We start from the raw sequence: 25,841 nt of genomic DNA, 5'->3' as shown, positions 1-25,841 counted from the left end.
CTCTCCTCTGGTCAGATACCGGTGTGAGTGGGCTCGATCTCGGGATCTCCGCGCTCCTCGCCGTCGTCGCGGTTGCGGCGGCCGAAGAAGTATTCGACCACGAAAAGCACGCCTCCGACCGCGATGAGACCGGCGCACCACAACAGCGACGTCGGGTCCGTCACGATCACGTAGACCAGAAGCACCAGGTTGCCCACGATTCCTAGACCCAGCAGCCAGGTCGGCGCCTTGAACGTCTTGTCGGTCTCGTCCACCCCTTTGAGCTTCAACGCCGCGCCGATCACCAGCATGTAGATGAACAAGGTGAGGGCCACGGTGACCGTGGCGAGACGGGCCACGATGTCCTCGCCTCCTGCCGCCGTGACGGCGTTGCCGATCACCAGCAGCAGCATCACCACCGACGCACAGAAGAGCAGGCCGACCCAGGGGCTGCGCCGGGTCGCGTGGATCTTGGCGAAGACGCCGGGTACGACGTCCTCGCGGGCCATGCCGTAGAGGATGCGCGGCTGGGTGACGACCGCGACCAGGGTGGTATTGGTGATCGCGATGCAGGCGATGACCGCGAACACGGTGGTCAGGATCGTCACCGAGATCGGGAGTACGCCAGCCTTCACGACCTCGATCAGCGCAGTCTCCGACTCGGCGAGGACGGTGCTCTTGACCACCAGCGACGCCGAGATCGCCACCAGGACGTAGATGACACCGGCCGCGACCATGCCGCCGATCAGCGCGCGCGGGAAGTTCCGTTCAGGTTCGATCGTCTCTTCTGCCAGGTTTGCGGTGTTCTCGAATCCGGTCATCGCGAAGAAGGCCAATGCCACCCCGGCCACGATCGCGAAGATCGGGTTGGCCTCGGACTCGAACTGGGTCAGCCGCCCGAAGTCGGCGTCGCCTTGGGCGATGTACCAGATGCCGATGATCACGATGATCACCAGACCCGCGACCTCCACGAACGTCATCAGCATGTTGATCACCACCGACTCGGTGATGCCGATGAAATTGACGACGGCCAGGATCACGATGAAGACCAGGCTGACCACCAGTGCCGGGGGCGGCGACCAGAGTTCACCGAAGTAGCCCGCGAAGCCGGCGGCCAGCGACCCCGCTGCGGCGAAACTGGCCGAGAGGAAGGTCACCGTCACCAGGAAGGTGAGCGGTCGATTGCCGAAGGCTTTGTTGACATACAGCGCGGCACCGGCAGCCTGGGGGTACTTGGTGGCGAGTTCGGCGTACGCCAAACCGGTGATCGCCGCGATCGTGACGCCGACCGCGAAGGCCAGCCAGAAGGCGCCGCCGACCTCGCCCGCGACCGCCCCGATCAGGACATAGATGCCCGAGCCGAGCACGTCTCCGAGGACGTAGAAGAACAGCAGCCTGCCCGTGACGCTGCGTTCGAGTTCGGACTCTGGGTAGTCGCCGACATCGTCAGCGGTTGCGCCCGCAGCGTCAGCCATGGAACCTCCCGAAAGGTGTCTCAGCCACGCAACCCGACGCCCGCGTCGCCTGTCACCACCCGAAGGGGTGCCGGATCAGAGCAGGCGGCGGTCGCTGGCCCAGCGGGTGAGTTCGTGACGCGAGGAGAGTTGCAGCTTGCGCAGCACCGAACTCATATGCGTCTCGACGGTCTTGATCGAGATGAACAGCTCCTTCGCCACTTCCTTGTACGCGTACCCGCGCGCGATCAGCCGCATCACCTCACGCTCACGTTCGGTGAGCCGGTCGAGGTCCTCGTCGACGTCGGCGACCGCGATCGAACCCGCGAACGCGTCGAGCACGAAACCCGCCAGGCGCGGCGAGAACACCGCGTCTCCCCCGGCGACCCGCTCGATCGCGTCGACGAGCTGTGGCCCGGTGATGGTCTTGGTGACATAGCCACGGGCACCACCGCGGATCGTGCCGATCACGTCGTCGGCGGCGTCGCTGACCGACAGCGCCAGGAACTGCGGCGCACTGCCCGAACCGTGCAGTCGGCGCATCACCTCGACGCCGCCGCCACCGGGCAGATGCACGTCGAGCAGCACCACCTGCGGCTGTGCGTCCTTGATCGCGGCGACCGCGGTGTCGACATCCTCGGCATCGGCCAGGATGTCGACGCGGCCGACACCGGCAGCCTGGAGTTCGGCGCGTACGCCGGTGCGGAACATGGCGTGGTCGTCGACGATCACGACGGTGATCGGGGTGCTCATCGGATCTCCTCTTGCAGCGGCAGGAACAGGCGGACCTCGGTGCCCTGACCGGGCGTCGAGGTGACCTCGGCACGCCCGCCGTGGCGGGTCATCCGGTCCAGGATCGAGTGGCGTACGCCGTGTCGGTCGGTGGCGACGTCGTCGGGGTCGAAGCCGACGCCGCGGTCGCGTACGAAGACCGCGACCTCGCCCGGCGTGACCTCGGCGAAGACGTCGACCCGGCCGGTGCCGGCGTGCTTGGCGGCGTTGGTGATCGCTTCGCGGGCGGCGTTGAGGATCGGGCGTACGGATTCACCGAACGGCGCATCTCCCACGGTGACGACGTCCACGACCACGCCGTGATCATCCTCGACCTGGGCTCCGAAAGCGCGCAGGGCGGCGGCCAGCGACGACTCGTCGGCGGCCTCACCGGCGTACAACCAGGCACGCAGGTCGCGCTCCTGGGCGCGGGCCAACCGCGACACGGTGGCGGCGTCGGCGCTGTTGCGCTGGATCAGCGCCAGCGTCTGGAGCACCGAATCGTGCAGATGAGCCGCAACGTCGGCGCGCTCTTGGGTGCGTACGCGTTCCTCACGCTCGGCGTTCAGGTCGGCGGCGAGCCGGTAGAACCACGGGCCGACGACGAGCGCCAGTCCGACGGTGCCGAGCAGTCCTGCCGCGACCGCCGCGGTTGCCGAGCTGGCCGAACCGGTCATGGCAGCGAACATCAGCAAGGCGATGAAGACGAGCACCAGCCCCGCACCGACGCGGGCATAACTGGCCCAGCCGCCCGCGCCGAAGACCGCGCGGACCGGGTTGAGACGGCCCTCCACGACCCAACGGTCGCGTTGCGCCTCGTCTGCCTGGCGCCACAGCAGGGCGATACCGAGTCCGGCGATCACGAAGGGCCAGAGCAGCGCGCCGGTCCCGAGCACCGCGTTGACCACCATCAGCAGCCCGACGGCGAGCACTCCCAGCACCAGCGCGGGCCCGGAGTCGGTCAGTCTGCGGACGCGGCCGGGCCGCTTGCCCGTACGACTCGCGCTCTCCAGCCCGGGTGCATCGCGCTGGAAGTGCGCGTCGGAGGGCAGCACCATCCACAGCCCGCCGTAGAGCGCGATGCCCAGACCCCCCAGGGCCGCGAGCGCGACGAAGACTGCCCGGACCGTCAGCGGCTGGCGACCCAGGTGCCGCGCGAGGCCGGATGCGACGCCGCCGAAGACGGTGTCGCAGGAATCGCGAAAGGCGCGCCGCGGGGGCGGCGACGCGGCGAGGAGGGGTGCTGCGGTCATGATGGCTCAATCGTCACACGCCACCCTGCGTACAACCATGAGGATCGCCCCTGAGACGCCCCTGATCCGGCTCAGGGTCGAGCGCCGAAGGATCAGGGTCGTCCCCGATGGTGGACGGCGCGAAGGAAGATGAGAGTGGAGCCATGAGTACGACAGCACCCGAGAACCCCAGCCCAGCTCCTCCTTCCGCCCCCCTCGACACCGGCCCGAGGATCACCCGCGACGACCTCAAGAACGTCACCCGACTGCGGCGTACGAGCGGGCCCCACCGCACCATCGGTGGGGTCGCGGGCGGTGTCGCGCGCTACCTGGATGTCGATCCCCTGATCGTGAAGGTCGCCTTCGTCGTGATGGCGCTCTTCGGCGGCGGCGGCCTGTTCTTGTACGTCGCGCTCTGGGTGTTGCTTCCCGACGACCTCGGCAGCCGGGCGCTGATCCCTCTCGACCACCGCAGCCTGACCTTCGCCCTCGTGGGGGTCGCGGTCTTCGGCGCGGCCCTGGTCCTGGGTGCCACCACCGATCAGTGGTTCGTCTGGCCGGTCGTTCTGGCCGGTGTCCTCGCGGTCGTGCTGCTGGTGCGTGACCGGCGCAAGAGCTCGACGGCGGTCTACGGACCACCGGCAGGTCCGCAGGCCTACGGCGCGACTCCCGCGTACGGGCAGGTGCCCACCGAGAGCGACGTCCCGGTCGGCGACGCCCCCGCGTACGGCCCCCCTCCGCCGCCGGTGAGCAACGCGCCGGCCTGGACACCGCCACCACCGCGCCCGGTCGATCCGCGCAAGCGAGGCCCGGTCCTCTTCTGGCTCACCCTGGCCCTGATCGCCCTGGGCGTGGGCATCCTCGGGATGTTCGACGTCACCGGCACCGACGTGGTGGCCGCCGCCTACCCCGCCTTGGCTCTGGGCATCACCGGCCTGATGCTGCTCGTCGGCGCCTTCTTTGGCCGTGCAGGTGGTCTGATCCTGCTGGGGCTGCTGCTCCTGCCGCCGCTGGCGATCAGCACCGCCGTGGGCAGTTGGGACGGCGAACGGCTCGTCGAGGAGCCGACCTCGGCCGCGGGGGTCAAGCCGCTCTACACCTTGGAGTCCGGCGTGCTCGTCCTCGATCTCACCGGCGTGAAGGACCTCAAGGAACTCGACGGTCGCACGATCGAGGTCACCGGGGAGGTCGGCCAACTCGACATTCGGATCCCTGAGCGGGTCTCGGTCAGCTGGGAGGCGGGAGTCGACATCGGCAACATCCGAGTCGACGGCTCGGACTCGGGCGGTCTCGACGTCACTCGGGGCGGCACCAACGCCGGCCCGCGCGACGTGGCGCAGATCAGCCTCGACCTGCAACTCGACGTGGGCGAGATCGTGCTCGACACCGAGGCGCTGCCCAGCCTCCACCCGCTGCCCAGCATCAACCCGAATGGAGCTCAGGAATGAACACCGCGATGAACGACGAGACCACCGAACTTGCCTTCGACGAGCCGGTCGCCTCCGAGTCCGGCATTCACCCGATCAATGTCGCCCACCTCGTGATGGGACTGGCCTTCTTGGGCTTCGTCGCGATCTGGGGGGTCTGGGAGGCCAGCAACTACGACGTTACGGATGCCCGTTGGCTGCTGCCGCTGCCGTGGCTCTTCGCCGGAGGGGCGGGCGTGTTGGCGCTGCTGCTGGCGGGACGTCGACGTACGAACTGATCAGCCGAGCGAGGCGCTCGGCAACTCGAACCACCGCAACTCATCGAAGTCCTGCGATACGCTGGCCGGGTCGCAGGGCTTCGATGTTGCCTGGGCGAAGATCTGCCGCGCTTGGTCCATATGCTCGGCCAGAGCGTCGATGGGTGCGGTCGTGTCGTGCCGCTCGTAGGTCATCTCGCCAGTGTCATAGCGGATCTGGCTCAACCGCAGCGGTGGCTCGACCGGGCCGTTGCGGTGGCGCCACAGTCCGGTGTCCGGCTCGAACCGATAGTCACCGAGCAGCTTCCAGCCCTCGCGAGCCACCAGCGCGACGGCCTCGATGATGTAGTCCGAGACCGCCTCGTCGACGAAGTAGTTGAAATTGACCCGCACCCAGCCGGGCTTGATGCCCTCGCAGCCGGTCGCGATCTGGCGTTCGAATTCGTGGCTGCGTTCGAGGTCGATGCCGAGCAGGCGGTGACCGTACGGTCCCGCGCACGAGCACCCCCCGCGGGTCTGGATGCCGAAGAGGTCGTTGAGCAGGGCCACCACGAAGTTGTGGTGGAGGAACTTTCCCGACGGCGCCTTGACCACGAAGCTCACGATGGAGAGTCGGCGTGCGTCGAGGTTGCCGAGGATTTCCAGGGCTGGCTCCTGCTGCCAGCGCTCGACGGCTCGTTGCAGCAACGCGCTCTCGCGCCTCTCGATCGTCTCGACCCCCACGGCCTCCTTGAGTTGGAAGACCAGTCCGGCCCGGATCGACTCCACAATCGCAGGCGTGCCGCCCTCCTCGCGATGGGCGGGATCGTCGAGATAGCGGTGCTCGGTCGGGTTGACGTACATCACCGTGCCGCCGCCGGGCACGACCGGGACGGGATTGGTCATCAACTCGCGGCGTACGACCAGGATCCCCGGCGTTCCCGGCCCCCCGATGAACTTGTGCGGGCTGATGAAGATCGCGTCCTTGGCGGCGTTCTTCTCACTGCGACGCTCCGGAGGCGGATACATCTCGATGTCGACGTACGGCGCGCAGGCCGCGAAGTCCCAGAAGCTGAAGGCGCCGTACTCGTGCAGCAGCTCGGAGATGGCCCAGGTGTCACTGACGATGCCGGTCACGTTGCTGGCGGCCGAAAAAGACCCCATCAACTTCGGCCGACCGGAGTATTGCTCCAGCCTCTCGCGCAGGGCGCCGAGGTCGATGTGGCCGTCGGCGTCTTCGGGGATGGTGACGACGTCGGCGATCGTCTCGCGCCAGGAGATCTCGTTGGAGTGGTGCTCGAAGGGGCCGATGAACACCACCGGTCGCTGGTCGGCTGGGATGTGGCTGGATAAGTCGAAATCCTCGTCGAGCTCGGCCGGGATCCGCAGGCCCAGAATGCCGATGAGTTTGTCGATCGCCGCAGTGCTGCCGGAGCCGGTGAAGATCACGACCGTGTCATCGTCACCGCCGACGGAATCGCGGATCAGCCGCCTCGCGTCCTCGCGCAGCCGCGTCGTCTGCAGCCCGGTGCCGCTGGCTTCCGTGTGCGTGTTGGCGTATCTGGGCAGCACCTCGGCTCGGATGAAGTCCTCCAGGAAGGCCAGGCTGCGACCGCTCGCGGTGTAGTCGGCGTACGTCACCCGGCGCGGACCGTACGGCCCCGGCATCACCTGGTCGTCGCCGATGACGTTCTCGCGGATGTGATCGACGAGGGCTGCCGCCTGGGGCTTCACGTCGCTCATTCTTACGCATCGACAGGTGTTTCGCGGATCGTCGAAGACGGTAGGGCTCACAGCATGAGGAATATCGGCCTGCTTGCGGTGCTGGCCCTGGTGTTGTCCGGATGCGGTTCCGACCCTGGCGATTCCGCAGTTCGCAAGTTGGTGCCGGGCGCACAGAATGTCGTCTTGGAGGGCCAAAGAGCGACATTGACGTTGCCCAGCGGACAGTTCGAGTTCACCTTTGCCAAGCCCGCACAAGAAGTGCCTGGCGATTCCACCGAAAACGGAAAACCTCTCACCGCGGCGTCAGGAACCGACTACCTGGGCATTCAGTGGACTCAGACCGGGCCCGCCCCAGCATTCGGCGCCGTCCTGCACGGGACGGACCCACTCCCGGCCGCTCAAGCACTCTCCGTCGCGGGCAACCGCATCGAGTTGCCTCCCGTCGTACAAGACCCGCAAGGGAGTCGCCCTGAAGGCACCGTCTTCGTACGTGTTCCCGACGACGCGTCGTCCACACTCGAGGTCACCTACGACGGACTCTCCGTGGATATCGACACCACCACGGGCGATGTCGCAGCAAGCCCGGCAGACCAGTTCGCTCAGGTAGAGCAGACGGACTCACCTGACTGCGCGACGGACTCGGCGCCCGACGCCAGGTTCCGCTATGACGTCCGGTGTCACGTTTCAAAGGGCACGCTTGTCCCCTATGTCGCAGGGGCCGGCTGGACACAGGATGAAGCGCGCTGGTTGGTAGTCGACGCGACCGTTACGCCGGGGTCGTTCACCTACTCAGACACTGGAACTGACGAGGTCCGCTACCGCATCGACACCCAGGCCGGCACGATCGCGTCTGACTCCGGCGAGGGTGTCGTGGTGGATGAGCGCGAACTGCAATCGCAGGTCTTCACTGCCACCTACGCGGTGCCCGTCACTGGGAACGGACCGTGGCAACTCACGCTCAACCGAAGTTACCAACTTTCGCCCGACGCCGGACCGGTCGGGCAGGCACCCGCTCAACATCAAGTCGAGTTCACCGGGTCGGTCACAGTCCACAACTAGCTCCACCCATCTCAACATCGCATCGTTTTCACGTCAGGAGAGCCTTATGCCCACACCTCAACAGATTGCTCTGGACCTCCACGATCTGTGGTGGGTCTCCAAGGCGTTGCGAGAGTTTGCGGATGCGCATAGCAGCGCCAGTTCGACGGTCGGTGCGGTCGGTGCGTCTTATGCGCTCGATCGGCCCGACACGATCGGACTGGGCGCCAAGGGTTACCTCGCCGATTGGGAAGCCCTGCAGGAGGCCATCACCACCATGTTGAGCACCAACGCCCAGAGCCTGCGAGACAGCGCACATGCGATGGACCTGTGCATCAAGTACTTCACCGAGCAGGACGAAGCAACCATGACCGAGTTCAACAATCGGAAGGCGGCTCTCCCCTATGACTGACTATGGGAATGTCCGCAGCGCCGCCACGGCGTTGGTGGAGCGGTTCACCGACCTCGAGGTCGACCACCAAGCGAACAGAGCGTTCAGCACGTACGCGGAGCAAAACCCCGACGCGCACGACTGGACTCACGAGGAGAAACTCGAGAAGTTACAGATCTGGAGCGACCAGTGGCGTGGGGAGATCCGCTCATGGTTCGCCGATATTGAAGACCTGTTCGACGACCTCGCCGACTTCCCCGAACCTGGCCCCCTGCGCTCCAGGGCCAACCAGTTCACGGCCGCACTCAGCCAGATGGCCGGCCCCAGCGGTCACACGGACATCAGCGAGAGTCACGAGTACTCACCCTCGGCGGCGTTTGAGCAGTTGTCGGTCATCGACACCAAACTCAAGGACTGGACCGCGCTCACGATCTCTGCCTTCAAGGACAACTTCATTCCGCCACTGGAGCGCGTCGTACACAATCAATTCGAGGCGATTGTCAGCCTGCGCGGCCCGATGCTGGCCTCGGCCGCAATGTGGGAAAAAGCTCGCCCCGATGTGTGCAATTTGATCGACGCGTCCAACGCGGCTTTGAACAGTTATGAAGGACAGCGCAATCCGGGCGCCGAAAGCTTCGCGCTCGGGCTGATCGGAGCAATCATCGCGGTCGCTGCCGTCCCTTTCACAGGCGGGACGTCAGCAATGGTCTATTGGGCAATCGCAAGCGCCAGCTTCTCCGTGGCCGGCGCAGCCGTTGCGCTGCCCAATGAGCCTGAGAAGGAACTCCAGATCAAGGGCGACTGGCCCGCCGACATGGCCGAGTCGCTGCGTGAGGAAATCGGCAAGCTCAGGATGCAGTTGCTCGAGGACGAGATCTTCATTCGCGACCAGATCCGGACTCTTGCCGACCTCCTGGCTGGCTACACCGCCCCGCCGGGGACACCGCCCCGTCCGCGCGACTACCCGCCCTACGGTGGCGGGACGGATCACACCTACAGCCAAGACACAGTCCACGAATTCACGATGCCTCGGCCCGACTTGGCCGATCTCCCTGAGTCCGAGATTCCCGATGGATTCGGCGAGCCGGAAGCCTGAGGAGACGACATGACCACCGTCGCAGAACACATGGAATCCACCTCCATCTCGGCCCAAACTCCCGACGGCATTGCCTTCGCGACTATCCGTGGCGACCGGGATGTGACGTTTTCGCTCGTGCCCGGCTATTACGCCACGGCAGACGAAGCCCGACTCGCCGACAAAGTCGCAAAGGTCGCGAAGTTGCTCTGGGTCGCACGCGTCAAAGAGTTCTTTCGCATGCAAAGTGAACTCGTGGGTCGCGAGATCCGCACAGAGCCTGCGCCGAGGAGCGACGTACAGCGTGAGCGCGAAGCAGCACGGAACCAGATCGAGGCCACCGGCCGCTCCAGTGACGGAGTGATCAACGTGGCTTCTGTTGGGCTGCTGACCTGGACCGTGCAGATCACGCCAGGAAGTTTGCGCGGCCTCTCAGAGCAGCAGTTCTGCGCAGACGTCAAGCAGGCTGCCGAGATGTTGGTGTCCGACCACCGTCAACAACTCCGCACCATCTGGAACACCGCGGGCGAGTGGCAAGGGAGGCCGGTTGCACCCGCACGGCCAGGCGAGTTGGAGCCACCGCGCCGGGTGTGGTGAACCTCGGGGCAGCCACTTGTACCGTGACAGTGCCACTGTCACAATCGCGGGCATGAAGCTCTCGATGCTCTTGATGTACGACGGCAACCCGCGCGCCGCTGCCGACCAGGTCGTGGCGTACGAGAAGGCGGGACTCGACACGGTCTGGGTGGCCGAGGCGTACGGCTTCGACTCCCCCACGTTGATGGGCTATCTGGCCGCCAAGACCGAAACGATCGAGATCGGCTCGGGCATCCTCAACATCTATTCGCGAACGCCCGGCGCGATCCTCCAGACGATCGCGGGACTCGACAACGTCTCCTCAGGTCGCGCCATCCTCGGCTTGGGCGCCTCCGGGCCGCAGGTGATCGAAGGCTTCCACGGGGTGCCGTACGCCAAGCCGCTCGGCCGCACCGCCGAGATCATCGACCTCGTGCGGCGTGGGCTCAAGCGCGAGGTGCTGGAGAACGACGGCATCATCAAACTGCCGCTGACCAAGGCCGACGGCGGCGTCACCGGCCTGGGCAAGCCGCTGAAGCTGCTCACCAAGCCCGAGCGTTCCTCGATCCCGATCTGGATCGCCGCGCTGGGCGAGAAGTCGGTCGAGCAGACCGCCGAGATCGCCGACGGCTGGATCCCGCACCTGTTCCACCCCGAGAAGGCCGACCGCGTGTGGGGCTCGGCGTTGCGGGCCGGCGCCGCGAAGCGCTCAGCCGACCTGGCGCCGTTGGAGATCACGGCGGGCGGTCTGGTCGCGATCGGCGAGGGCCCGGAGACCAAGGCGCTGCTCGACTTCGCGCGCCCCCTCTTCGCGCTCTACGTCGGCGGGATGGGCGCGAAGGGCAAGAACTTCTACAACGACGTCGCCAAGGCGTACGGCTATGAGGAGGAAGCCGAGAAGATCCAGGACCTCTACCTGTCGGGCAAGAAGAAGGAGGCCGAGGCGCTGATCCCGCTGGACTGGCTGGAGGCAGCCAACCTGGTCGGCCCGAAGTCGTACCTCAAGGAGCGGATCGCGGCTTTCGAGGAGGCCGGGGTGACGCGTCTTCAGGTGATGCCCGCGTCCGAGGACCCCGCGGCGACGATCGCCGAACTCAAGGAACTTGTCTCGTGACCACACTCTGGGAGGCCGAGCACGAGGACTTCCGGCGTACGGCCCGCGCGTTCTTCGAACGTGAGGTGACGCCCTTCCACGACCAGTGGGAGAAGGACGGGATCGTGCCGCGGTCCCTGTGGGAGTCGGCCGGGTCAGCCGGTTTGTTGTGCTTCGATGTGCCCGAGGAGTACGGCGGCGCAGGCGTGTCCGATTTTCGCTACAACGTGATCTTGTCCGAGGAGCAGGCCCGCTCGGGAGCGAACGGTCCGGGCTTCTCGGTCCACACGGACATCATCGTGCCCTACCTCTCCTCGCTCGGCACCGAGGAGCAGAAGCAGCGCTGGTTGCCCGGGTGCGTCTCGGGCGAGATCATCACGGCTATCGCGATGACCGAGCCGGGCGCGGGCTCGGACCTGCAAGGCGTGCGTACGACCGCCGTCGACCAGGGCGATCACTATCTGGTCAACGGGTCGAAGACTTTCATCTCCAACGGCATCAACGCCGACCTGGTGATCGTGGTGGCGCGTACGGACCCCGAGGCCGGCCACAAGGGCATCTCGCTGCTCGTGGTCGAGCGTGGGATGGAGGGGTTCGAGCGTGGTCGCAACCTGGAGAAGATCGGGTTGCACGCCCAGGACACCGCCGAGTTGTCGTTCACCGACGTACGCGTGCCCAAGGCGAACCTGCTCGGCGAGGAGGGCCAAGGCTTCCTCTATCTGATGATGAATCTGCCGCAGGAGCGGCTGATCATCGGGGCTCAGGCGGTCGCAGCCTGTGAGCTGATCGTCGAACTGTGCCTGGACTACGCCAAGACCCGCGAGGCGTTCGGCAAGCCGATCGGGAAGTTCCAGCACAACCGCTTCCTCGTGGCCGAGATGGCCACGGAGGCGACCGTGGCACGCGCGTTCCTCGACTCCTGCCTGACCAAGCACCTGGCGGGCGAACTGACCGCGGTCGACGCCGCGATGATCAAGTGGTGGACCACCGAATTGCAGAACAAGTTGGTGAACCAGGGCGTACAACTGCACGGCGGCTATGGCTACATGCTGGAGTACCCCATCGCCCGGGCGTACCTCGACTCCCGCATCTCCACGATCTACGGCGGCACGACGGAGATCCAGAAGGAGATCATCGGCCGGTCGCTCGGGCTCTAGTGGGTACGGGCGACGGGGTTGCGGCCATTCAACCGACCCCACTGCGGAAGAACTGCGGCCAAAAGCGAGACTTTTCGCTCCGATTTGCCGCCTAATGCCGCAGTTCTTCGGGAAGGCGCGGGGCGATCACCTAGGGTGACGGTCATCACATCCGCCGCCGCCTTGGGAGCACACCATGACCGACGACGTCCTTGCCGCACGCGCTGACTACGAGTCCCGGATCGAGGGCGTCAACATGCCGCTCATGGTCCAGAAAGCAGCGCAGGAATTCGCTGACGACCCGGCCTTCTCCGACCGCTTCGACGTGCCCGAGGGCGAGTCGTGGAACACCATCTCCTGGGCCGAGACCTGGGACCTCACCCAGCGCTGCGCGGCGGCATTCATCGCCTTGGGCGTCGAGAAGGGCGATGCCATCGCGCTGATGGCGAGCAACCGTACGGCTCACACGATCGCCGACTATGGCGCGATGACCGCAGCGGCGGTGCCGATGTCGATCTACAACACCCTCTCCCAGGAGCAGGTCGCCTTCATCGCCGGCGAATCACGGCCGGTGGTCATCGTCCTGGAGGATCTTGACCGATATCAGCGGTGGGAGCGCGCGCTCGCCGAGGTCGACTCCATCAAGCACGTCGTGATGTTCGGCGACACCGAGGCCATTCACGACCCGCGCGTCCTGACCTGGGCCGACTTCCTCGCCAAGGGCGACGACACCAGCGTGGTCGCAGACCGGATGGCGCAGATCACCGCCGACACGCCGGCTACCTACCTCTACACGAGTGGTACGACGGGCAACCCCAAGGGCGTCGTCCTGACTCACCACAACGTGATGTACGAAGCCACCTCCACGATGGATGCAGCCGGTCTGACCGGCCAACAGCGCACCGTCAGCTATCTGCCGCTGGCACACATCGCCGAGCGGGTGCTGGCGACGTACGGCCCGCCCTTCCTGGGCAGTCACGTGCACGCCATTCCCGACCCGGCCGGGCTGCTGGGTGCGCTCGGCGAGGTGCACCCGACGGCGTTCTTCGGGGTGCCTCGGGTGTGGGAGAAGATCAAGACCGGGATCTCGGCCAAGCTCGCGGAGGACCCGAACCCCGACAACCAGAAGATGGTCCAGGACGCGATGGCCGCAGGCCTGGCGTGGACGCAGGCACACGAGTTCGGCAACGAGGTGACGCCTGAGATCCAGGAGGCGTACGACCAGGCCGACGGCGCGATCCTCGGCTTCCTGCGCCTGCTGCTCGGGCTCGACCAGGTGAAGTGGGCCGCCAGCGCTGCGGCGCCGATGCCGCTCGAGGTCGCCAGGTTCATGGGCGGGCTCGGCCTGCACGTCTATGACGTCTATGGCATGACCGAGACCACCGGCGCGTTCACCGCCAACGGACCCGACGGCTTCAAACTCGGCACCGTCGGTCGCGCCAACCCCGGCATCGAGGTCATGCTGGGCGAGGACGGCGAGATCCTGACCCGCGGACCGGTGAACACGCCGGGCTACTACCGCAACGACGAGGCGACGGGCACGCTGGTCGATGCGGACGGCTGGATCCATACCGGCGACATCGGCACCGTCGACGACGATGGTTTCTATTCGATCATCGACCGCAAGAAGGAACTGATCATCACCAGCGCGGGCAAGAACATCGCGCCGTCGAACATCGAGAACTTCCTGAAGGAGTCGCCGCTCATCGGCCACGCGATGGCGGTGGGTGACGCCAAGCCGTACGTGGTCGCGGTCCTCACCCTCGACGGGGAGATCGCGCCGCTGATCGCGCAGAAGATGGGCATCGAGTTCCAGGATCTGGCCGAGCTCACCGAGCACCCGCAGATCCGGGCGATGGTGCAAGAGGCCGTGGATGCAGCCAACGCACGACTGAGCAGGCCAGAGCAGGTCAAGGCCTTCGAGTTGCTGCCCATGGAATGGACCGCGGAGTCCGACGAACTGACCCCCACGCTGAAACTCAAACGACGCGTGGTGACCACGAAGTATTCCGACGTGTTGGAGCGGCTCTACAACCCCGGCGTGTGAACCAACTCTCGTTGGGGAGCATCTGAGCAATCACGCGGTCGCCCGACTCGGCGGGTGCCCTGGCTCTCGGAGGTTCTAGATGACTGCCCAGCATGCTCGACTCGGCCGAAGGGTCGCCGCGCTCGGCGCGACCTCCGCTCTGGCGCTCTCCGGCGCGCTGCTCGTCCCGTCCCCGGCGTACGCCGCGGGTGCGTACGAACACCACGTTCGCGAGCGGCGGACGCGTGACGTTGGGTGGCGGCGGCAACCGACCGGTCGCACTCGACCACGGCAACAGTGACATGGTCATTACGGTCTCGGTGCGCGACAACGCGACCTCGAACGCGCTCAACCTGCGAGTCTTCAACGCCGACGGCACCGCCAACACCGGCTTCGCCGGCAACGGACAGCGCTACTTCGGCAACTCGGGCGCCTGGCGGATGCCCGCCACGGCCGTCGACAAGACCACCGGCAACATCTATGTCAGCGCCTGGAATCCCGACAACAACACCAGCCGCATCTGGCGATTCACTCCGTGGGGAGCCTGGGACCAGACCTGGGGCAAGGGTGGCGGAGCCAGTTTCAACCAGGCGCAACTGACCGACATCGCGATGGCACCCAACGGGCAGCTCGTGGTCGCGGACCGGTCCTCGGTCTACCGGATGACGCCCGAGGGCAAGGTGGACTCCAGCTTCGGCGCCGCCGGCGGCACCGCCACGCCGCTGGCGGTGGTCGATCACCTGAGTGTGCAAGGTGACGGCAAGATCCTGGCTGCCGGCCGCGGCGCGCAGAGCCTGGACGTCGTACGCCTGCTCGGCAACGGCACCGTCGACTCCGGTTTCGGCAACCAGGGGCGCGCCACGATCGACGTGGCTCCCCCGCTCGGCGCGTGGGCCATCAACGGGATGACTCCGGCCTCGGCTGCCCAGACCAACACCGGCTCGATCGTGCTCGCGGGTGGCGTACGCGAGAAGTCCGGGAACAACACGCGCAGCGCCATGGTGGTCACCCGCTTCACGCCCTCGGGCGCGCTGGATACCTCGTACGCCACGCACCGGGACTACAACTTCACCCTCAACGGGATGCTCGCCAAGACCGGCGACGACAAGATCCTGCTGCCGTCGATCTCGGGCAACAAGACGGCCGTCGTACGCCTGCTTTCGACGGGAGCCTTCGACACCAGTTGGGGATTCAACGGGACCTTCGCCGACGCCAACCCGGGGACCCGGGCGACCGGCCTGATCGTGCAGTGGGGCGGGCGAGTGGTGGCGACCGGAGTGGACGCCCAGGAGTCGGGGCTGCTCTATGGCCTGGTCGGCGACGCGGTGCCCAAGTGCGCGGGGCGTTATGCGACGGCGTACGGCGACGGCGCCGACAACGTCCTGCAGGGCACGCTGTGGACCGACGTCATCGTGGGACGCGGCGGCCACGACACCATCACCGGTCGAGGCGGTGCCGACTATCTGTGCGGCAACGGCGGCAAGGACAAGATCCTCGGCGGCAGCGGCGCCGACACGATCAAGGGTGGCAGCGGCGCCGACACCCTCAAGGGCGGTAGCGGCAAGGACCGGCTGTGGGGTGGCAGTGGCGCCGACAAGATCTTCGGTGGCTCAGGCAAGGACAAGATCGTCGGAGGCCCCGGCAAGGACAAGATCAAGGGCGGGCCTGGCAAGGACCAGATCAAGAAGTAGCGCGCGTCGAAGGCCGGCCATGCGAGCACCCCGCTCTGCTGGCCGGCCTTCGTCTGCCAAGGTTGGCTCATGGACCTGGTCTTCTTTACCGCTGACGGCGACACTCTGACCCCGACCGCACTGGCGGCCAGCAGTTGGTCGAAGAACCAGATGCACGGGCTCGCGGTCAGTGGCGCCTTGGCTCGCGCGATCGAGGGTCGTGTGGACGAACTCGGCCGAGCAGACATGCGGCCGGCCCGGATCACCGTCGATCTCTTCCAGCCCGCCACCATGACCCCTGCGACCGTCGAAACGACCGTGCTGCGTGAAGGTCGCCGAATCCTGATGGTCGAGGCCACCTTGGTGCAGGAGGACCGACGCCCGGCACGAGCCGCGGCGATCTTCCTGGCACCTGACGAGGCTCCCGACGGCGTGGTGTGGGAACCCTCGGAGCGCCCCGAGGCGCCCGACCCGTCGGTCGTACCCGAATCCCAGGAGCCGCGGGTGCCGTTCCTGCACAGCGACATCGGCTGGTCGCAAGACTTCAAGGCCCACCAAAATTCGTCGCGCAAGACCATCTGGCAGGTGGGGATCCCGATCGTGGAGGGCGAGGAGCCGACCCCGTTCCAGATGGTGGCATCGCTGGCCGACTCGACCAGCCTGGTCTGCAACTGGGGCGATCAGGGTGTGCAGTTCATCAACACCGACCTGACCGTCGGGATCTCGCGGTTGCCGTCGTCGCGCGAGATGGGATTTCGCGCCGTGGAGCGTACGGAGCAAGACGGCATCGCGATCGGGGTCGCCGAAGTCTTCGATCGCGACGGCCTGATCGGTCAATCGATGGTGACGTCGTTGGTGAACGCGAAGCGGTCGGTGGACTTCACCAGCGACGAGTTCAACGAGTAGCCCGACGCGAGGCTCACTCCTCGGTCACTCCCATTCATTTGGGTCGCGACACTGCGGGGCTCACCATCAGCGCCCTCGCACCGCGAGGACACCTCCGGCTCACTCCTCGGTCACTCCCATTCATTTGGGTCGCGACACTGCGGGGCTCACCATCAGCGCCCTCGCACCGCGAGGACACCTCCGGCTCACTCCTCGGTCACTCCCATTCATTTGGGTCGCGACACTGCGGGGCTCACCATCAGCGCCCTCGCACCGCGAGGACACCTCCGGCTCACTCCTCGGTCACTCCCATTCATTTGGGTCGCGACACTGCGGGGCTCACCATCAGCGCCCTCGCACCGCGAGGACACCTCCGGCTCACTCCTCGGTCACTCCCATTCAATAGTCCCCGGGGGCTTGCTCGTCACGTCCAGCACCACCCGGTTGACCTCGGCAACCTCGTTGGTGATCCGCGTCGAGATCCGCTCGAGCACGTCGTACGGCAACCGCGCCCAGTCGGCGGTCATCGCGTCCTCGGAGGTGACCGGGCGGATCACGACCGGATGGCCGTACGTCCGGCCGTCGCCTTGCACGCCGACCGAGCGTACGTCGGCCAGCAGCACCACGGGCATCTGCCAGATGTCGCGATCAAGCCCCGCGCGAGTGAGTTCCTCGCGCGCGATCGCGTCGGCGGCACGCAGGATGTCGAGGCGTTCGCGGTCGACGCTGCCGATGATCCGGATGCCCAGCCCGGGCCCCGGGAACGGCTGGCGCCACACGATCTCGGGCGGCAGGCCGAGTTGCTCGCCGACCAGGCGTACCTCGTCCTTGAAGAGGGTGCGAAGCGGCTCGACCAGCGCGAACTCCAGATCCTCTGGCAGGCCGCCGACGTTGTGGTGGGACTTGATGTTGGACGTGCCGGCCCCACCACCGGACTCGACCACATCGGGATAGAGGGTGCCCTGCACGAGGAACCCGACCTTCTGCCCCGACGACGCGGCCTCGCCCAAGACCTCGGCCTCCGCGGCCTCGAAGGCGCGAATGAACTCCCGGCCGATGATCTTGCGCTTCTCCTCGGGATCGGTGACCCCGGCAAGCGCGTCGAGGAAGACTTCCTGGGCGTCCTTGACGTGGAGGTTGACCCCGGTGGCGGCGACGAAGTCGCGCTCCACCTGCTCGGCCTCGCCCTGGCGCAGCAGGCCGTGGTCGACGAAGACGCAGTGCAACCGGTCCCCGATCGCGCGCTGCACGATCGCGGCGGCGACAGCAGAGTCGACGCCACCGGACAGGCCGCAGATCGCGACGCCGTCCTCGCCGACCTGCTCGCGTACGCGCTCGATCTGCTCCTCGGCGATGTTGACCATCGTCCAGGTCTGGCGACAACCCGCGATGTCGTGCAGGAAGTGCTCCAAGACCTGCTGACCGTGCTCGGAATGCAGCACCTCGGGGTGCCATTGGACGCCGGCCAGTCCACGGGAGACGTCCTCGAAGGCGGCCACCGGCGTCACCTCGGTCGAGGCGAGCACCGTGAAGCCCTGCGGCGCGGCCGTGACCGCGTCTCCATGGGACATCCACACCTTGTGCTGCTCGGGGATGCCCGCGAGCAAAGTGCCGGACTCCACGACAGAGACGGGCGTACGGCCGTACTCCCGCGCACCAGTAGGCGCGACCTCACCGCCCAGCCCGCGCGCCATCAACTGGAAGCCATAACACATGCCGAAGACCGGGGTGCCGCTGGTGAAGACGCTCGCGTCGATGCCGGGGGCACCGTCGGCGTACACACTCGACGGCCCGCCACTGAGGATGATCGCCTTCGGCTGCTTGGCCAACATCTCGGCGATGGGCATCGTGTGCGGCACGATCTCCGAATAGACCCGCGCCTCACGCACGCGGCGCGCGATCAACTGGGCGTACTGAGCGCCGAAATCGACGACGAGGACAAGATCGTGGTCGGTCACCGCCCGATCCTATCCGCGCTGCCCCCGGTGGGTGTCGCGGGACCGACCCCCCGGTGAGGCCCGCGACACCCGGCCAGTGGCCGAACCAGGGTCGACCGGGGAGGGAGATTGGCCGATCCTGATCACCGGCCCAGCCGAAGCCGGACCCGAGATGACCCACCGAGTCGGCGTACCTCCCCGGTGAATCACTCCTCCAACGAGGCGGATCGCACGGGGTTACGCGGTCAGGAAACACCCACGATCGGCAGCCGGAGCGCGCCAGGGGCACTGTCGGGTACCACCGGGGACAGCGGCGCCACGGCCGCCACCGGGACGTACGCCGACCCGAGCTCGGGGCGCGCATCCTTCTCGCCCTTGTTGGGCCACATCGCCATCGCCCGCTCGGCCTGAGCGGTGATGGTCAGCGACGGGTTCACGCCCAGGTTCGCCGAGATCGCCGAGCCGTCGGTGATGTGCATGCCCGGGTAGCCGTACACCCGCTGATAGGCGTCGACCACACCGGTCTCGGGAGAGTCGCCGATCGTGCAACCACCGATGAAGTGCGCCGTCAACGGGCGGTTGAACGGCTCGCTGATGCTGCTGGTGGGCACGCCACCGATGAGCTTGGCGATCAGGCGTACGGCCTGCCCGGCCTGGGGGATCCAGGTCGGGTTGGGTTTGCCGTGCCCTTGGCGCGACGACATGATCCAGCCGAGCGGGGTCTTCTTGGGGAAGGTGGTGATCGAGTTGTCGTGGGACTGCATGACCAGCGCGATCACGGTGCGCTCAGACCAGTGCTTCATGTCATAGAGGTCACGCAGTTGTCCCTTCTGGCGCCACATCTCCCCCAGCCAGGTGCGCCACCGCGGCTCGTCGCCGCCACCTTCGGCCAGCACCGTCTGCAGCACCGACATGAAGTTGGAGCCCTTGCCATAGCGCACCGGCTCGACGTGGGTGTGCGCGTCGGGGTGGAATGACGACGTGATCGCCACACCCTGGCTGTAGTCCACGCCCGAGTCCGCTGGTGCGACCACCCCCAGGATGCCCTCGGAGTTGGTCCGGGCCAGGTAGCCCAGGCGGTCGGACAGGTGCGGCAGGTCACCTTCGGCCTTGAGCCGGTGCAGCAGCTTCTGCGTCCCCAGCGCAGCCGCCGCGAAGATCACCTGATCGGCGGTGAAGGTCTTGGTCGCGCCGCGACGTTTGGCTTTCGTCCACTTGGTGTCGATGACGAAGCCACCGTCGAGGCGAGGACGTACGCGGGTCACGGTCGTCAGTGGGTGGACCACCGCACCAGCCTGCTCGGCCAGGTGCAGGTAGTTCTTGACCAGGGTGTTCTTGGCGCCGTGGCGACACCCGGTCATGCACTCACCGCAGTCAGTGCAGGTCTTGCGCTCGGGCCCCTTCCCGCCGAAGAACGGGTCGGCGACCGCAGTGCCGGGCGCCTGCTCCGGGCCACCGAAGAAAACCCCCACCGGGGTCGGGTGGAAGGTCTCGCCCACCCCCATCTCGTCGGCGACGTCCTTCATCACCTGGTCGGACGGGGTGAAACCGGGATAGGTGACCACACCGAGCATCCGCTTGGCCTGGTCGTAGTAGGGCGCCAACTCGGCGCGCCAGTCGGTGATGTGCGCCCACGACGGGTCGTCGTAGAACTGCTCCAGCGGCTCATAGAGCGTGTTGGCATAGACCAGGGAGCCACCGCCGACACCAGCCCCGGCCACGATCATGCAGTCCTTGATCATGTCGATGCGCTGGATGCCGTAGCACCCCAGAGCGGGTGCGAACAGGTAGCGCTTGGTGTCGAAGGAAGTGGCGGGGTACGAGCCCTCGTCGAAGCGGTCACCTGCCTCCAACACCGCGACGCGGTAACCCTTCTCGGTCAGTCGCAGCGCCGCCACCGAGCCGCCGAAGCCCGATCCGATCACCACGACGTCATAGTGCGTGCTCATGCTCGACCCAATCTCTTCAGGAGCTTCAGATTCGCCGTCATCACCCGGCCGTACATCTCATCCGACATCCCCAGCACCGGCGCGAACCGCAGCAATCGCTGCGTGGCCACGGCCTGGGTCTCGGTATAGCGCAACACACCCTCGGGGCCTTGCCGCCGGCCCAGACCCGACTCGCGCATGCCACCCATCGGCGCGTCGATCGAGGCGAACGTGGCGGCGAACGCTTCGTTGATGTTCACGGTGCCGCACTTGATCTGCTTGGCCAGACTTCGGGCACGAGCGCCGTCTTGGGAGTAGATGGCCGCGTTCAGGCCGTACGCCCCGTCGTTCGCGCGCTCGACGGCCTCCGACTCGTCACGGAAGCGATACAGGCTCACCACCGGTCCGAAGGTCTCCTGGGCGAAGCAGGTCATCTCCGGGCTGACGCCCTCGAGGATCGTGGGTTCGTACATGTACGGCCCGAGATCGGGGCGGGCCTTGCCGCCGGCGAGAACGCGAGCGCCCATGGCGCGGGCGTCCGCCACGTGCGCGCTCACCGTGTCGAGTTGGTCCTGGCTGATCAGCGAGCCCATGTCGACTCCCCAGTCGATGCTCGCGCCCAAGGACATCGCCTGCGTACGCGCAACGAACCGGTCGACGAACCGGTCGTACACCTGGTCGGCGACGAAGATCCGTTCCATCGAGACGCACAACTGACCGGCATTGGAGAAGGACGCGCGTACGGCACCCTCGGCCGCCCGCTCGATGTCGGCGTCGCGCAACACCAGCAGGGGGTTCTTGCCACCGAGTTCCAGCGAACAGCCGATCAGCCGCTCGGCACATTGCGCCGCGATCACCTTGCCGGTGCGGGTCGAGCCGGTGAAGCACACGTAGTCGCTGAGTTCGACGATCGTCGGACCGAGGTCCGGGCCGGGGCCTGCCACGATCTGCCACAGGTCGCGCGGGAAGCCGGCCTCCTCCAGCAGGCGGGCGCCGTACAACGCGGTCAGCATGGTCTGGCTGTCCGGCTTCGCGACCACCGCGTTGCCCGCGAGCAGGGCGGCCAGGCCGTCACCGAGCGCCATCGTGAACGGGTAGTTCCACGGGCTGATGATGCCGACGACACCCTTCGGCACGTGGTTGACGTCGACGCGAGTCAGCGCCGGGATCACGCCGAGGCGGCGTTGGGTCCCGAGGTGCCGGTGCGCGGTGCGGGCGTAGTAGCGCGCCGTGAGCGCCACGTGCAGCGGCTCGTCGAAAGCGTGCTTGCGCGCCTTGCCCGACTCCCAGCAGATCAGGTCGAGGATCTCGTTCTGCCGCTCGAGCACCAGATCGTGCAGCCGCAGCAACGCGGCCGACCGCGTCTCCAGGGACGTCCGCGCCCACGCGCGCTGCGCGACTCGCGCGCGCCGAAACGCCTCGCGTACGTCGTCGGTCGTCGACTGCGGTACGTGTGCCAGCGGCTGGCCGTTGAGGGGGCTGAAGACCGCGTGGGTGCCCTTGCCGGTAGCCACGATCCGATCGGTGAGCTTGCGCGCCTCGCGCGGATCGAAGACGTAGGCCCCCCGCGGATCGATCTCGGGGTCGTGCGGGCCGTCGGTGAGAGGCGACTCAGGCAGGGAGGACTGGGACATATTTCCGACAGTAGTCCGCGTTACCGACCAGTAGTGACGATCAGGAGAACTTTTCAGACGATCTCCGGAGCGCTGACTCGTGCCTCGTCGGCTTCCTGATCGGTCGGCATCAATTGCGACTGCCGCTCGGCCTCGACGCGACGCAGATAATGATCGACCTCGTCGTCGCGCTGGGCGTCGGACCAGCCGAGTTCACCGGCCATCAGCACGGCTGCGGGCGCGGCTGCCTTGACGCCACGATCGAAGGTCTCGATGGAGATGCGGGTGCGCCGCGCCAGCACGTCGTCGAGGTGACGAGCCCCCTCGTTGGTGACGGCGTAGACGATCTCGGCCGCCAAGTAGTCCTCGGCGCCCCCAAGAGCAACGCCGAGTTCGGGACGCTGCGAGATCAGCGCCAACACCTCGTCGACGAGCCCGCCATAGCGACTCAGCAGGTGGTCGATCAGGCCGATCTCCAGCCCCGAAGCCCGACTCAGTGCGACGCGCTGGTTCGTACGCGTTTCGAAGCCCGACGCACCCACGAGCGGGACCCGGTCGGTGATCGAGCCACGCGCTTCGGGGAACTCGCGCACCGCCAGGTCGACCGCGTCCTTGCCCATCACGCGGTAGGTGGTGAGCTTGCCGCCCGCGATCAGCACCAGGCCCGGGATCGGGCTGATCGTGGTGTGCTCGCGCGACAACTTCGTCGTCGCGCCCTCGCCCGGCTTCTTGCGGGTCGGTTTGAGCAGCGGGCGCAGGCCGGCGTACACGCCGATCACGTCTTCGTGGTCCAGCGGGTCCTTCAGGATCTTGTTGACGTGTTCGAGCAGGTAGTCGATGTCGGCCTTGGACGCGGCCGGGTGTGCCAGGTCGAGGTCCCACGGCGTGTCGGTGGTGCCGATGATCCAGAAGTTGCGCCACGGAATCACGAAGAGCACGGACTTCTCGGTCTTGGTGATGATGCCCGCCTCACAGCGGATGCGGTCCTTGGGCACGACCAGATGGATGCCCTTGGACGCGTCGACGTCGAGCGCCTGGTCGGGGCCGAGCAGGTCCTGGATCTGGTCGGTCCACACGCCGGCGGCATTGATCACCGACTTGGCGCGGATCTCGACCTCGCGGTCGTTCTCCAGGTCGCGGGCGGTGACGCCGACGACCCGAGTGCCGTCCACGCTGCGCAGGAATCCGGTGACCTTGGTGCGCGTCGCGACGTGCGCGCCGTAGGAGGCGGCCGTACGCGCCACCGACATCACCAGGCGTGCGTCGTCGACCTGGGCGTCGTAATAGCGGATCGCGCCGTGCAGGCCGTCCAGGTTGAGATCCGGTGCCATCCGGGCGAGCTTCTTCTTGAAGATGTGCCGCCCCCGCGGCACCCCTTTGTCGTAGTTGCCCAGCATCGCCAGCGCGTCATAGAGCGCGATGCCCGCGCCGACGTACGGCCGCTCGATCGCCTTCTCCAGCGGGAACAGGAAAGGCTGCGGGCGTACGAGGTGCGGCGCCAGCCGGGTCAGCAGCAGCCCGCGCTCCTCCAGCGCCTCCTTGACCAGCGCGAAGTCGAACATCTCCAGATAGCGCAGACCACCATGCACCAACTTGGAGCTGCGGCTCGACGTACCACTGGCCAAGTCTCGCTGCTCGACCAGGCCGACACTCAAGCCCCGGGTGACCGCGTCCAGGGCGGCGCCGACGCCGACGATGCCGCCGCCGACGACCAGCACGTCGAGTTCGTCAGTGCCCATCCTCTCCAGGGCATCGGCACGCTGGTCTGCACTGAGGGCCTTGGCGAGGATCATGACTCCATTCTGCCTGGGCACAATGGAGTCATGGAGGAGCAGGTCAGCTCTTTGACGAGGCGGGCGAGCCAGCCGGGACGGCCCCACGTTCAGTGATGCGCGCCGACAATCTGATCCACGGCGCGACGGGTGTGGTCGTACGCAACTCGTCGGGCCAGATCTATGTGCACCGGCGCACCGACACCAAGGACGTCTATCCGGGACGGTACGACTTCGCGGCTGGTGGTGTGCTCGCGGTTGGCGAGGATCCGGACGAGGCAGCCTTGCGCGAACTCCACGAGGAGTTGGGCGTACGCGGTGTCGAGCTGACCTCGCTAGGACGCGGCTTCTTCGCCGACGAGCACACCCGCTATTGGGGCTTCCTCTACGTGTGCGAGTGGGACGGCCAGATCACGTGGCAACCCGAGGAGGTTGCCTGGGGTGGTTGGTGGTCGCGCGAGCAATTGATCGAGGCGCTCGACGATCCGTCGCGGTCCTTCATGCCCGACACCGTGGCGCTGCTGGGCGACTGGCTGCGTTCTTCCTGACAGGACGGATTTCTTCCGGAGCAATCCGAGGTGGCCGTCTCCGACGCCACAGCAGGCATCGGCGGCGGTCCCCCTTGGCGCCGGAGTTCTGCCAGGTGACGAAGTCGCGCGATGGTCACGCTCCGGCGCGAACCATCCGTTCGGCTACTCAGAGTTCAACGACTCAGTGCTCGACCACGACCTCGATGCGCTGGAACTCCTTGACCTCGGTATAGCCGGTCGTGGCCATCGCGCGCCGCAACGCACCAACCAGGTTCATCGTGCCGTCGGCCATATGCGAGGGGCCGAAGAGAATCTGCTCCAGCGTGCCGATCTGCTCGAACTTCACCCGCTCGACCACGCGGCAACTCCGGGTGCGTCGCCTCGCTTCCCCAGTGGAAGCCACGCCCCGGCGCGTCGGTGGCGCGCGCGAAGGGCGAGCCGACCATCACGGCGTCGGCACCGCAGGCGACCGCCTTGGCGATGTCACCGGAGCGACCGATCGAACCGTCCGCGATCACGTGCACATAGCGACCCCCCGACTCGTCGAGGTAGTCGCGCCGAGCCGCAGCCACGTCGGCGACCGCGGACGCCATCGGCACCGCGATGCCCAGGACCGTACGCGTGGTGTGTGCCGCGCCGCCGCCGAAGCCGACGAGCACGCCTGCCGCGCCCGTACGCATCAGGTGCAGTGCGGCCTGATAGGTCGCACAGCCACCGACGATCACGGGGACGTCGAGTTCGTAGATGAACTCTTTGAGGTTGAGCGGCTCAGCCTGCGAGGAGACGTGCTCGGCGGAGACCGTCGTGCCGCGGATCACGAACATGTCGACGCCCGCGTCCACCACCGTCTTGGCGTACTCCTTGGTGCGCTGCGGCGACAGGGACCCGGCCACGGTCACCCCCGCGTCACGCATCTGACGCAGCCGTTCGGTGATCAGTTCGGGCTTGATCGACTCGGTGTAGATCTCCTGCATCCGCGCCGTCGCCGCGGTGCCTTCGAGGCCGGCGACCTCGTCGAGCAGCGAGGTCGGGTCCTCATAACGAGTCCACAGACCCTCCAGGTTGAGCACGCCGAGACCGCCGAAACGTCCCAGCGCGATCGCGGTCTCGGGGCTCATCACCGAATCCATCGGCGCCGCCATGATCGGGATGTCGAAGCGATAGGCATCGATCTGCCAGGCGGTGCTCACCTCTTCGGGGTCGCGGGTGCGCCGCGAGGGCACGATCGCGATGTCGTCGAAGGAGAAGGCACGGCGGGCGCGCTTGGCGCGGCCGATCTCGAACTCGGTCACGGTGCTCAGGCTAGCCGTCCGTCTCATAGGATCTGATGGGTCGGTCGACTTGTGG

At 66.9% G+C, this 25,841-nt stretch carries 20 protein-coding genes and 1 pseudogene; 12 read left to right on the top strand and 9 right to left on the bottom strand.

Annotation, left to right across the window (positions count from 1 at the left end; genetic code table 11):
* Positions 1–11: 11 nt before the first annotated feature.
* The 3 genes from V9G04_03235 to V9G04_03225 form a co-directional block, all read right to left on the bottom strand.
* Positions 12–1,454, bottom strand: a complete 1,443-nt coding sequence (locus V9G04_03235; protein ID MEI2712318.1) for an APC family permease — start codon at positions 1,452–1,454, stop codon at positions 12–14.
* 75 nt (positions 1,455–1,529) lie between these two features.
* On the bottom strand, positions 1,530–2,186 hold the full coding sequence (locus tag V9G04_03230; protein MEI2712317.1) for a response regulator transcription factor: 657 nt from the start codon (positions 2,184–2,186) through the stop codon (positions 1,530–1,532).
* Entirely contained in the window at positions 2,183–3,457 is a 1,275-nt protein-coding gene (locus V9G04_03225) for an ATP-binding protein (protein ID MEI2712316.1), read from the bottom strand. Before V9G04_03225 ends, V9G04_03230 begins: the two co-directional genes overlap by 4 nt.
* Positions 3,458–3,600: 143 nt before the next feature.
* On the opposite strand from V9G04_03225, the gene V9G04_03220 reads away from it, so the two are divergent.
* A complete protein-coding gene (locus tag V9G04_03220) occupies positions 3,601–4,884 on the top strand; it encodes a PspC domain-containing protein (protein MEI2712315.1) in 1,284 nt (427 codons plus the stop codon).
* Positions 4,881–5,141: a hypothetical protein gene (locus V9G04_03215; protein MEI2712314.1), complete on the top strand. Its 261-nt coding sequence runs from the start codon at positions 4,881–4,883 to the stop codon at positions 5,139–5,141. Before V9G04_03220 ends, V9G04_03215 begins: the two co-directional genes overlap by 4 nt.
* Here V9G04_03215 and V9G04_03210 read toward each other — a convergent pair whose 3' ends face one another.
* Positions 5,142–6,842, bottom strand: coding sequence for an aminotransferase class V-fold PLP-dependent enzyme (locus tag V9G04_03210; GenBank protein MEI2712313.1), 1,701 nt, complete (start codon positions 6,840–6,842; stop codon positions 5,142–5,144).
* Between the two features lie 54 nt (positions 6,843–6,896).
* Between V9G04_03210 and V9G04_03205 the strand changes: the two genes are divergently transcribed.
* The 9 genes from V9G04_03205 to V9G04_03165 all read left to right on the top strand — a co-directional run bounded on the left by V9G04_03205 (position 6,897) and on the right by V9G04_03165 (position 16,735).
* On the top strand, positions 6,897–7,883 hold the full coding sequence (locus V9G04_03205) for a hypothetical protein (protein ID MEI2712312.1): 987 nt from the start codon (positions 6,897–6,899) through the stop codon (positions 7,881–7,883).
* 46 nt (positions 7,884–7,929) lie between these two features.
* On the top strand, positions 7,930–8,274 hold the full coding sequence (locus tag V9G04_03200; protein ID MEI2712311.1) for a hypothetical protein: 345 nt from the start codon (positions 7,930–7,932) through the stop codon (positions 8,272–8,274).
* Positions 8,267–9,349 (top strand): hypothetical protein, encoded by a 1,083-nt coding sequence (locus V9G04_03195; GenBank protein MEI2712310.1) that lies wholly within the window; start codon positions 8,267–8,269, stop codon positions 9,347–9,349. Before V9G04_03200 ends, V9G04_03195 begins: the two co-directional genes overlap by 8 nt.
* Before the next feature lie 9 nt (positions 9,350–9,358).
* The gene (locus tag V9G04_03190; protein ID MEI2712309.1) at positions 9,359–9,925 is read left to right on the top strand and encodes a hypothetical protein; all 567 of its coding nucleotides are present in this window, start codon (positions 9,359–9,361) and stop codon (positions 9,923–9,925) included.
* A gap of 52 nt (positions 9,926–9,977) precedes the next feature.
* A complete protein-coding gene (locus V9G04_03185; GenBank protein ID MEI2712308.1) occupies positions 9,978–11,018 on the top strand; it encodes an LLM class F420-dependent oxidoreductase in 1,041 nt (346 codons plus the stop codon).
* Entirely contained in the window at positions 11,015–12,154 is a 1,140-nt protein-coding gene (locus tag V9G04_03180; protein ID MEI2712307.1) for an acyl-CoA dehydrogenase family protein, read from the top strand. Before V9G04_03185 ends, V9G04_03180 begins: the two co-directional genes overlap by 4 nt.
* A gap of 175 nt (positions 12,155–12,329) precedes the next feature.
* The gene (locus V9G04_03175; GenBank protein MEI2712306.1) at positions 12,330–14,180 is read left to right on the top strand and encodes a long-chain fatty acid--CoA ligase; all 1,851 of its coding nucleotides are present in this window, start codon (positions 12,330–12,332) and stop codon (positions 14,178–14,180) included.
* A 92-nt stretch (positions 14,181–14,272) separates the two neighbouring features.
* Positions 14,273–15,850 (top strand): hypothetical protein, encoded by a 1,578-nt coding sequence (locus V9G04_03170; protein ID MEI2712305.1) that lies wholly within the window; start codon positions 14,273–14,275, stop codon positions 15,848–15,850.
* A 69-nt stretch (positions 15,851–15,919) separates the two neighbouring features.
* On the top strand, positions 15,920–16,735 hold the full coding sequence (locus V9G04_03165) for a thioesterase family protein (protein ID MEI2712304.1): 816 nt from the start codon (positions 15,920–15,922) through the stop codon (positions 16,733–16,735).
* 368 nt (positions 16,736–17,103) lie between these two features.
* On the opposite strand, the gene guaA is transcribed toward V9G04_03165, so the two are convergent.
* The 4 genes from guaA to V9G04_03145 all read right to left on the bottom strand — a co-directional run bounded on the left by guaA (position 17,104) and on the right by V9G04_03145 (position 23,985).
* Positions 17,104–18,672, bottom strand: coding sequence for a glutamine-hydrolyzing GMP synthase (gene guaA / locus V9G04_03160; GenBank protein MEI2712303.1), 1,569 nt, complete (start codon positions 18,670–18,672; stop codon positions 17,104–17,106).
* Positions 18,673–18,896: 224 nt separating this feature from the next.
* Entirely contained in the window at positions 18,897–20,600 is a 1,704-nt protein-coding gene (locus V9G04_03155) for a GMC family oxidoreductase (GenBank protein MEI2712302.1), read from the bottom strand.
* Positions 20,597–22,213 carry a succinic semialdehyde dehydrogenase gene (locus V9G04_03150; protein ID MEI2712301.1) on the bottom strand — a complete coding sequence of 539 codons (1,617 nt, stop codon included), beginning with the start codon at positions 22,211–22,213 and terminating at the stop codon, positions 20,597–20,599. The genes V9G04_03155 and V9G04_03150 overlap by 4 nt, the downstream gene beginning before the upstream one ends.
* 53 nt (positions 22,214–22,266) lie before the next feature.
* Positions 22,267–23,985, bottom strand: a complete 1,719-nt coding sequence (locus V9G04_03145) for a glycerol-3-phosphate dehydrogenase/oxidase (protein MEI2712300.1) — start codon at positions 23,983–23,985, stop codon at positions 22,267–22,269.
* A 95-nt stretch (positions 23,986–24,080) separates the two neighbouring features.
* Here V9G04_03145 and V9G04_03140 point away from each other — a divergent pair, with 95 nt between their 5' ends.
* Positions 24,081–24,512, top strand: coding sequence for an NUDIX domain-containing protein (locus V9G04_03140; GenBank protein ID MEI2712299.1), 432 nt, complete (start codon positions 24,081–24,083; stop codon positions 24,510–24,512).
* 163 nt (positions 24,513–24,675) lie between these two features.
* Here the strand turns inward: V9G04_03140 and V9G04_03135 are convergent.
* Positions 24,676–25,813, bottom strand: a pseudogene (locus V9G04_03135) (GuaB3 family IMP dehydrogenase-related protein).
* Positions 25,814–25,841: the final 28 nt, after the last annotated feature.

The organism is Nocardioides sp. (assembly GCA_037045645.1).
Lineage (GTDB): Bacteria > Actinomycetota > Actinomycetes > Propionibacteriales > Nocardioidaceae > Nocardioides.
Note: the sequence above shows the minus strand (reverse complement) of the source record. Positions and strands in the feature narration are given on the sequence as shown.

Coding starts and splice junctions, on each gene's coding strand:
- V9G04_03170 (MEI2712305.1), top strand. CDS start 14,273: ATGCTCGACTCGGCCGAAGGGTCGCCGCGCTCGGCGCGACCTCCGCTC.
- V9G04_03200 (MEI2712311.1), top strand. CDS start 7,930: ATGCCCACACCTCAACAGATTGCTCTGGACCTCCACGATCTGTGGTGG.
- V9G04_03140 (MEI2712299.1), top strand. CDS start 24,081: ATGCGCGCCGACAATCTGATCCACGGCGCGACGGGTGTGGTCGTACGC.
- V9G04_03205 (MEI2712312.1), top strand. CDS start 6,897: ATGAGGAATATCGGCCTGCTTGCGGTGCTGGCCCTGGTGTTGTCCGGA.
- V9G04_03155 (MEI2712302.1), bottom strand. CDS start 20,600: ATGAGCACGCACTATGACGTCGTGGTGATCGGATCGGGCTTCGGCGGC.
- V9G04_03230 (MEI2712317.1), bottom strand. CDS start 2,186: ATGAGCACCCCGATCACCGTCGTGATCGTCGACGACCACGCCATGTTC.
- V9G04_03210 (MEI2712313.1), bottom strand. CDS start 6,842: ATGAGCGACGTGAAGCCCCAGGCGGCAGCCCTCGTCGATCACATCCGC.
- V9G04_03225 (MEI2712316.1), bottom strand. CDS start 3,457: ATGACCGCAGCACCCCTCCTCGCCGCGTCGCCGCCCCCGCGGCGCGCC.
- V9G04_03185 (MEI2712308.1), top strand. CDS start 9,978: ATGAAGCTCTCGATGCTCTTGATGTACGACGGCAACCCGCGCGCCGCT.
- V9G04_03235 (MEI2712318.1), bottom strand. CDS start 1,454: ATGGCTGACGCTGCGGGCGCAACCGCTGACGATGTCGGCGACTACCCA.
- V9G04_03145 (MEI2712300.1), bottom strand. CDS start 23,985: ATGATCCTCGCCAAGGCCCTCAGTGCAGACCAGCGTGCCGATGCCCTG.
- V9G04_03150 (MEI2712301.1), bottom strand. CDS start 22,213: ATGTCCCAGTCCTCCCTGCCTGAGTCGCCTCTCACCGACGGCCCGCAC.
- V9G04_03215 (MEI2712314.1), top strand. CDS start 4,881: ATGAACACCGCGATGAACGACGAGACCACCGAACTTGCCTTCGACGAG.
- V9G04_03220 (MEI2712315.1), top strand. CDS start 3,601: ATGAGTACGACAGCACCCGAGAACCCCAGCCCAGCTCCTCCTTCCGCC.
- V9G04_03175 (MEI2712306.1), top strand. CDS start 12,330: ATGACCGACGACGTCCTTGCCGCACGCGCTGACTACGAGTCCCGGATC.
- V9G04_03165 (MEI2712304.1), top strand. CDS start 15,920: ATGGACCTGGTCTTCTTTACCGCTGACGGCGACACTCTGACCCCGACC.
- V9G04_03190 (MEI2712309.1), top strand. CDS start 9,359: ATGACCACCGTCGCAGAACACATGGAATCCACCTCCATCTCGGCCCAA.
- V9G04_03195 (MEI2712310.1), top strand. CDS start 8,267: ATGACTGACTATGGGAATGTCCGCAGCGCCGCCACGGCGTTGGTGGAG.